7 protein-coding genes are annotated in these 5,876 nt (G+C 70.6%); 3 read left to right on the top strand and 4 right to left on the bottom strand.

The window, feature by feature from the left end; genetic code table 11:
• Positions 1-239 precede the first annotated feature (239 nt).
• Both dprA and plsY read right to left on the bottom strand, forming a co-directional pair.
• Positions 240-1,322, bottom strand: coding sequence for a DNA-processing protein DprA (gene dprA, locus ACE5C1_RS10780; protein ID WP_374944077.1), 1,083 nt, complete (start codon positions 1,320-1,322; stop codon positions 240-242).
• On the bottom strand, positions 1,315-1,920 hold the full coding sequence (plsY, locus tag ACE5C1_RS10775; RefSeq protein WP_374944076.1) for a glycerol-3-phosphate 1-O-acyltransferase PlsY: 606 nt from the start codon (positions 1,918-1,920) through the stop codon (positions 1,315-1,317). Before plsY ends, dprA begins: the two co-directional genes overlap by 8 nt.
• A gap of 103 nt (positions 1,921-2,023) precedes the next feature.
• On the opposite strand from plsY, the gene murI reads away from it, so the two are divergent.
• The gene (murI, locus tag ACE5C1_RS10770; RefSeq protein ID WP_374944075.1) at positions 2,024-2,821 is read left to right on the top strand and encodes a glutamate racemase; all 798 of its coding nucleotides are present in this window, start codon (positions 2,024-2,026) and stop codon (positions 2,819-2,821) included.
• 12 nt (positions 2,822-2,833) lie between these two features.
• Here the strand turns inward: murI and ACE5C1_RS10765 are convergent, their stop codons facing one another.
• Positions 2,834-3,499 carry a nitroreductase gene (locus tag ACE5C1_RS10765; protein WP_374944078.1) on the bottom strand — a complete coding sequence of 222 codons (666 nt, stop codon included), beginning with the start codon at positions 3,497-3,499 and terminating at the stop codon, positions 2,834-2,836.
• A gap of 72 nt (positions 3,500-3,571) precedes the next feature.
• On the opposite strand from ACE5C1_RS10765, the gene ACE5C1_RS10760 reads away from it, so the two are divergent.
• Both ACE5C1_RS10760 and ACE5C1_RS10755 read left to right on the top strand, forming a co-directional pair.
• Positions 3,572-4,741, top strand: coding sequence for an acetyl-CoA C-acetyltransferase (locus ACE5C1_RS10760; RefSeq protein WP_374944074.1), 1,170 nt, complete (start codon positions 3,572-3,574; stop codon positions 4,739-4,741).
• Positions 4,742-4,750: 9 nt separating this feature from the next.
• A complete protein-coding gene (locus ACE5C1_RS10755; protein WP_374944073.1) occupies positions 4,751-5,533 on the top strand; it encodes an SDR family NAD(P)-dependent oxidoreductase in 783 nt (260 codons plus the stop codon).
• 13 nt (positions 5,534-5,546) lie between these two features.
• Here ACE5C1_RS10755 and ACE5C1_RS10750 read toward each other — a convergent pair.
• A partial coding sequence (locus ACE5C1_RS10750) for a dienelactone hydrolase family protein (RefSeq protein ID WP_374944072.1) occupies positions 5,547-5,876 on the bottom strand: 330 nt, incomplete at its 5' end.

The raw sequence follows: 5,876 nt of genomic DNA, 5'->3' as shown, positions 1-5,876 counted from the left end.
ACCGATCCGCGCGGGGTGCGCGATCCGGTGACGACGATGTCGGGGCCTTCGGCGTCCTCGTCGTCGGTCTGGACGGGTGCAGAGGATGGCGCGGGCGCGGGCGCAGTCTGCGCCGCGGCGGGGAGCGGAGCGACGAGGGCGAGCAGAGTCAAGGCGGTGCGCATGGCAGGTCGCCTAGGGCCCAATTGTCGCAAGATTGTGCCGGAGTGTGAAACGCGCCACCCCTTATCGAAGGAAAGCTACAAGCTACTCACCCGGCCGCCCGCGTGCCGCTCCAGCCTGCCCGCCAGCTCCAGCTCTAACAGCACCGTATGCACCACGGCGGTCGGACGCGCCGACTGGCGAATCAGCTCGTCCACGGGCACCGGAACAGGGCCGAGCAGCGCGACCACCGCATCGCGGTCGCGGTCGCTCGCGTCCTCGGGCGGCGGGCCCGCGAAGCCGCCCGGCGGCGAGCGCACGGCGCGCGCGTCGATCGGGCGGATCTGTTCCAACACGTCGGCGGCACTCTGGACCAAAGTGGCGCCTTCGCGGATCAGCGAATTGCAGCCTTGCGCACGCGGATCGAGCGGACTGCCGGGGACCGCCATCACCTCGCGCCCGAACTCGCCCGCCAGCCGGGCGGTGATGAGCGATCCCGATTTCGGCGCCGCCTCGATCACAACGGTCCCCGCCGACAGCCCGGCGATGATGCGGTTGCGATAGGGAAAGTGGCGCGCGCGCGGTTCGGTGCCGGGCGGTTGCTCGGCGATCAGCAGCCCCGCGGTTGCGACGCGCTCCTGCAGGTCGCGGTTCTCGGGCGGGAAGCCGATGTCGATCCCGCTCGCGATCACCCCGACGGTCGTCCCGCTCCCCAGCGCGCCGACGTGCGCGGCGGTATCCACCCCGCGCGCCAGACCCGACACAACGGTCGCGCCGTCGCGGGCCAGCGCATGCGCCAGCTCGCGTGCGAAGCGGCACGCCGCGGCCGAGGCATTGCGCGCGCCGACGATCGCAACGCACGGCGCGCTCGCCAGCGCGACATCGCCGCGGACGATCAGCGCGGGCGGCGCGTTCTCGATCTCGGCCAGCAGCGCGGAATAGTCCGGGTCGCCCAGGAACAGGTAGCGCGCGCCCAGCCGCTCGGTCGCCGCCATCTCGCGCGCGACCGCGCCCGCGTCGGCGACCGGCGGCGCCCGCCCGCCGCCACGGCGCGCCAGCATCGGCAGCGCGTCGAGCGCGGCCTCCGCATCGCCGAAACGCGGGATGAGCTGGCGATAGGTGACCGGGCCGATGCCCTGCGTGCGGATCAGTCGCAGCCGCGCCGCGGCGGTATCAGCCATCCCTGCGGCCGACCCTGGGTTCGGTTCCCTCCAGCAGCCGTTCGATATTGGCGGCGTGCTTGATCAGCACGATCAGCGCAAAGGCGAGCAGCGGCAGGACGATGTCGAACCGGTCGAACAACGCCGCGGCCACCGGCGCGCTCACCGCCGCCGCCATCCCCGCCACCGACGAAAGCCGTAAAAGCGCAAGCAGCCCGAGCCACACGACCGCATAGACGAGCGCCACCGGCCAGCAGAGCCCGAGCGCGATCCCCATCAGTGTCGCCACCCCCTTGCCGCCGCGAAAGCGCAGCCAGACCGGATAGCAATGCCCGACGAACGCGCCGATCGCGGCCAGCACGCCGTTGCCGGGTGATAGCCAGTCGACCAGCAATACCGCCGTCAGCCCCTTGACCACGTCGAGCACCAGCGTCGCCGCGGCGAGCCCCTTGCGGCCGGTGCGCAGCACGTTGGTCGCGCCGATGTTGCCCGAACCGATCGCGCGCAGGTCGCCCGCACCGCCGAGCCGCGTCAGGATGACGCCGAACGGGATCGATCCCAGCACATATCCGACGATCAGCGCCAGCGCGGGCGCGACCCATAGCACTTGTGTGCTCACCCGTTGCTGCCCCCCAGTCTGTGCACGATAGTCGATCGTTGCGGACATGACCACTATCTTGCGTCAATCTTGCCGCCGGGTGGCGCCGAGGTAAGAGGGCCACATGGCCGACATTCGCCCGATCCTGTTCTTCGATTCCGGCGTCGGCGGCCTGTCGATCGTCGCGCCCGCGCGCGCCGCCTTGCCGCGCGCGCCGTTCGTCTATGTCGCCGATTCCGCTGGCTTCCCGTACGGGACACGCGACGAGGCCGATATCGCGGCGCGCGTGCCGGTGCTGCTCGGCCGGCTGGCGGAACGCTATCGCCCGCGCCTGATCGTGATTGCGTGCAACACCGCCTCCACCATCGCGCTGCCCGCGGTGCGTGCCGCGCTCGACCTGCCTGTCGTCGGCACCGTTCCTGCGATCAAACCGGCCGCAGCGATGAGCAAGACCCGCACCATCGGCGTGCTCGGCACCGACGCGACGGTGCGCCAGGCGTATGTCGACGATCTGGCGGCGCGATTCGCGAGCGACTGCACGGTGCTGCGCCACGGATCGGCCGCGCTGGTCGAACTGGCGGAGGCCAAGCTGCGCGGCGAAGCGCCCGTCGCCGGAGCCTTCGCGGCGGTGCTCGACGGGTTGCTCGGCCAACCGGGTGGCGAGGCGATCGACGTGGTCGTCAATGCCTGCACCCATTTCCCGTTGGTCGAGGCGGAGTTGGCGGCGGCGGCGACGCGGCCCTTGCGCTTCGTCGATGGCGGCGAAGGCATCGCGCGGCGGATCGTCGCGCTGACGCAAGGGCAGGATTGGCCCGACGCGCCAACGGCAGGCGTGGCGGTATTCACCCGGCTGGGCGAGCGGGAAGCGGCGCTCGCGCCGGCGCTCACCGGGCGAGGGTTCCCGTGGATCGAGCCCCTGTAACCGGCAGATCGCTCACGCCACGACCCGCAACCACTCGTCCGGATCGGCGCGCGCGCTCCGCAATCGGTTGACAGGCGCCGCCGCATCCTCCCAACCGATCGCCACGCCGCAGAACACCATCCGCTCCGCCGGCGTCGCCAGAAATCCAGCGACCGTGTCGGAATACACCGCCCAGGCCTCCTGCGCGCACGTCCCGAGTCCCTCGCCGACCGCGAGCAGCATCAACGCTTGCAGGTACATCCCCAGGTCCGCCCATTGCGGCGGCCCCATCCGCCGGTCGACGGTGACGAAATAGGCAGCGGGCGCGCCGAAGAAGGCGAAGTTGTTCGCGAACCACGCGAGCCGCGCCGCCTTGTCCTCGCGCGGGATGCCCAGATGCGCGTACATCGCCTGGCCCACCCCGAACCGCCGCGCGCGATACGGATCGGTCAGTTCGCGTGGATAGATGTCGTATGCCGCCCGCTCCAGCCGCCCGCTCGCCAGCGTCTCCGCCATGATCGCCTTGAGCCGCGCCATCGCCTCGCCGTGGACGATGTCGACATGCCAGGGCTGGAGGTTGCCCCCGGTCGCCGCCCGCGCCGCCTGCACCGCGAGCGACCGCAGCACACCCGGCGCGACCGGCTCGTCGCGAAACGCGCGCACCGACCGGCGTGCCGCCACCGCTTCGCCGACCTCCACTCGCGCCTCCGTCTTGTCGCCGCCGCCGATATGCGCGACAGCATCGCGGCAAGACAAGCGGAGAGATGAGAGATGGCAGAGGCCTATATCGTCGAGGCGGTACGCACCGCCGGCGGGCGCCGCGGCGGGCGGCTCGCGAGCTGGCACCCGGCCGACATGGCGGGTGCGGTGCTCGACGCGATCGTCGACCGTTCGGGCATCGATCCGGCGACGGTGGAGGACGTCATCATGGGCTGCGTCAGCCAGGGCGGCGAGCAGAGCTTCCAGGTCGGCCGCGGCGCGGTGCTCGCGTCCAAGCTCCCGCAATCGGTGCCCGCGGTGACGATCGACCGCCAGTGCGGCTCGTCGCAGCAGGCGATCCAATTCGCCGCGCAGGCGGTGATGTCGGGCACCCAGGACGTGGTGATCGCGGCCGGCGTCGAATCGATGACGCGCGTGCCGATGGGCTCGACCGGCGCCTTGTTCGCGCAGGCCGGACTCGGCGGGGCGAAATCGCCACGCCAGCACGCGCGTTTTCCCGACATCCAGTTCAGCCAGTTCGTGGGCGCCGAGATGATCGCCGCCAAATACGGCTTCTCGCGCGAGGAGCTCGACACCTATGCCGCCGGGAGCCACGCGCGGGCGGCGGCGGCGACCGAGCGTGGCGATTTCGCGCAGGAGATCGTCGGGCTGGAGATCGAGACCGCCGAGGGTACGCAGTGCCACGACCGCGACGAAGGCATCCGCTTCGACGCGACCCCGGAGTCGATCGGGGCGGTCAAGCTGCTCAAGGAAGGCGGCGTCATCTCCGCCGCCAACGCCAGCCAGATCTGCGACGGCGCCAGCGCTGTGCTGGTCGTCAGCGCGCGCGCGTTGAAGGAGCACAGCCTCACGCCGCTCGCGCGCATCCACAACCTGACGGTGACCGCTGGCGACCCGGTCATCATGCTCGAAGAACCGCTCTTCGCCACCGATCGCGCCTTGAAGCGCGCAGGCATGTCGATCGGCGAGATCGACCTGTACGAGGTGAACGAGGCGTTCGCGCCGGTGCCGCTCGCCTGGCTACGGCACACCGGCGCCGATCCGGACAGGCTCAACGTCAACGGCGGCGCGATTGCGCTCGGCCACCCGCTGGGCGCCAGCGGCACCAAGCTGATGGCGACCCTGGTCCATGCCCTGCACAAGCGCGGCGGGCGATATGGGTTGCAGACGATGTGCGAAGGCGGCGGCATCGCCAATGTGACCATCGTGGAACGGATGTAAGGACTCAGCATGAACCTCGACCATAGCATCGCCGCCGTCGTCACCGGCGGTGCCTCCGGCCTAGGCGCCGCCACCGCCCGCGCACTCGCCCGGTGTGGCGTGAAGGTCGCGATCTTCGACTTGCAGGAGGAGAAGGGCGAAGCGGTCGCGGCGGAGATCGGCGGCGTGTTCTGTTCGGTCGACGTCACCTCCGACGACAGCGTCGACGCCGGCTTCGCCAAGGCCCGCGCCGCCCACGGCCAGGAGCGCGTGCTCGTCAATTGCGCGGGCACCGGCAATGCGGTGAAGACCGCGAGCCGATCGAAGGAAGACGGCAGTATCAAGCACTTCCCGCTAGCGGCGTTCGACTGGCTCATCCAGATCAACCTGGTCGGCACGTTCCGCTGCATCGCAAAGTCGGCCGCGGGCATGCTATCGCTCGATCTGCTCGAAGACGGCGAACGCGGCGCGATCGTCAACACCGCCAGTGTCGCGGCGGAAGATGGCCAGATCGGTCAGGCGGCCTATGCGGCATCGAAGGGCGGCGTCGTCGGCATGACCCTTCCCATCGCGCGCGACCTGATGGGCGAGGCGATCCGCGTCAACACCATCCTGCCCGGCATCTTCGATACCCCGCTGCTGCAGGGCGCGCCGCAGCCGGTGCGCGACTCGCTTGCCGCCAGCGTGCCCTTCCCCAAGCGGCTCGGGCGGCCCGAGGAATATGCCAAGCTCGCGCTCGCGATGATCGAGAACGGCTATTTCAACGGCGAGGACGTGCGGCTGGACGGCGCGATCCGCATGGCGCCGCGCTGATCGTCCGCCGCCGTCAATCCAGGTGCTGGTGGAGGAAGGCGAGCGTCCGCTGCCACGCGAGCATGGCGGCGGCGGGCGCGTAGCGTTCCTTCGACGTGTCGTTGTTGAACGCATGGTTGACGCCGGGATAGGTATAGGCGGTCACGTCCTTACCTGCCGCCTGGAGGGCCGCGACCCAGGGCCCTGCCGTCGCATCGACACGCGTATCGAGCCCTGCATAGTGGAGCAGCAAAGGCGCGGAGACGCGGGTCGCCTGCGCCGGATCGGGGGCCGGCCCATAATAGGCGACTGCTGCATCGAGCGCACCGCCCGCCGCGACCGCGATGCGATCGGCGAGCCCGCC

The sequence above is a fragment of the Sphingomonas sp. genome, assembly GCF_964263785.1.
In the GTDB taxonomy this organism is placed as follows: Bacteria; Pseudomonadota; Alphaproteobacteria; order Sphingomonadales; family Sphingomonadaceae; genus Sphingomonas.
This window is presented reverse-complemented; position numbering and strand designations above follow the sequence as displayed.

Coding starts and splice junctions, on each gene's coding strand:
- dprA (WP_374944077.1), bottom strand. CDS start 1,322: ATGGCTGATACCGCCGCGGCGCGGCTGCGACTGATCCGCACGCAGGGC.
- murI (WP_374944075.1), top strand. CDS start 2,024: ATGGCCGACATTCGCCCGATCCTGTTCTTCGATTCCGGCGTCGGCGGC.
- ACE5C1_RS10760 (WP_374944074.1), top strand. CDS start 3,572: ATGGCAGAGGCCTATATCGTCGAGGCGGTACGCACCGCCGGCGGGCGC.
- ACE5C1_RS10755 (WP_374944073.1), top strand. CDS start 4,751: ATGAACCTCGACCATAGCATCGCCGCCGTCGTCACCGGCGGTGCCTCC.